At 43.4% G+C, this 1201-nt stretch carries 2 protein-coding genes and 1 riboswitch; both genes read left to right on the top strand.

Annotated features, from left to right (window positions below):
• Window positions 1-94, top strand: a riboswitch (TPP riboswitch).
• 59 nt (window positions 95-153) lie between these two features.
• Entirely contained in the window at window positions 154-360 is a 207-nt protein-coding gene (gene thiS, locus B2X72_RS24460) for a sulfur carrier protein ThiS (protein WP_088162000.1), read from the top strand.
• A gap of 46 nt (window positions 361-406) precedes the next feature.
• A partial coding sequence (locus tag B2X72_RS24455) for a phosphomethylpyrimidine synthase ThiC (RefSeq protein ID WP_286851870.1) occupies window positions 407-1201 on the top strand: 795 nt, incomplete at its 3' end.

Here is a 1201-nt window from a genome sequence, read left to right as displayed (position 1 = left end):
GCAACTTTAGGGGTGTCTGCTCGTGCAGGCTGAGATTTTACCCTTAGAACCTGATCCGGATCATACTGGCGTAGGGAAAAGTGAGCTGTCTACAAGGTGCATTGCTGTGCCTTTGTGTAGCCATTCCTAAAGTTTTACCAAAAAAATTAAGGAATGGAACTTACAATAAACCATCAGATTCGATTTTTCGATCCCACACTTACTTCACTTGAAGGCTTGTTGCTTTTGGAATTATCTGGCAAAACTCAGGGTGTGGCTGTAGCCATCAACAACAAAGTCATCCCCAAAAAGGACTGGGCTACGACAACACTTAAACCTTACGATCAGATTATCTTAATTACCGCATCTCAGGGCGGATAGCCATTTCCAAAAAATCAACCGAGTAATTCACCCAATACAGAAAAAAATGACAGCTGAAACAATTACGCAATCACCCTTTCCAAATGCAAAGAAAATTTTTGTATCCGGAAAACTATTTCCTATTCAAGTCGCCATGCGTCAAATCACCTTGAGTCCAACCAAATTAACGAATGGAGAAGTAGAAATTAATCCGCCGGTAACAATTTATGATACTTCTGGACCTTATACGGATGATACCGTCCATATCGATATCCGAAAAGGCCTCCCTCGCCTTCGCGATCAGTGGATCTTGGATCGTCAGGATGTCATACAGCTAGCTGGCATAAGCTCTGAATATGGACAAAAACGCCTTTCTGATTCAACGTTAGATGAACTCCGATTTGCGTATAGCCATAAACCGAAAGTAGCCTCTGCCGGCAGGAATGTCACCCAATTACATTATGCAAAGCAAGGCATCATTACCCCAGAAATGGAGTACGTTGCTATCCGTGAAAACCAACGTATCGAGCAGCTCACGGCCAGTACCCCCGGAATGGATCATCAGCATAAAGGGCAAAACTTTGGCGCTAGAACACATAATAAAGCTATTACACCAGAATTTGTCCGTGAGGAAATCGCTGCCGGAAGAGCGATCATCCCCAATAATATAAATCATCCTGAAAGTGAACCCATGATTATCGGGCGCAACTTTCTTGTTAAAATTAATGCCAATATTGGCAATAGCGCCGTAAGTTCAAGTATAGAGGAAGAAGTTGAAAAAGCGGTATGGGCCTGTCGTTGGGGAGCCGATACCATCATGGACCTATCCACTGGCAAAAATATTCACGAAACCCGCGAATGG

The sequence above is a fragment of the Sphingobacterium sp. UBA7253 genome, from assembly GCF_002472745.1.
Lineage (GTDB): Bacteria > Bacteroidota > Bacteroidia > Sphingobacteriales > Sphingobacteriaceae > Sphingobacterium > Sphingobacterium siyangense.
The sequence above is the reverse complement of the archived record's forward strand: the minus strand, read 5'-3'. Positions and strand labels throughout refer to the sequence as shown.

What these genes read in the sequence shown, in the direction of transcription:
- thiS (WP_088162000.1), top strand. Translation starts at nt 154, where the DNA reads ATGGAACTTACAATAAACCATCAGATTCGATTTTTCGATCCCACACTT.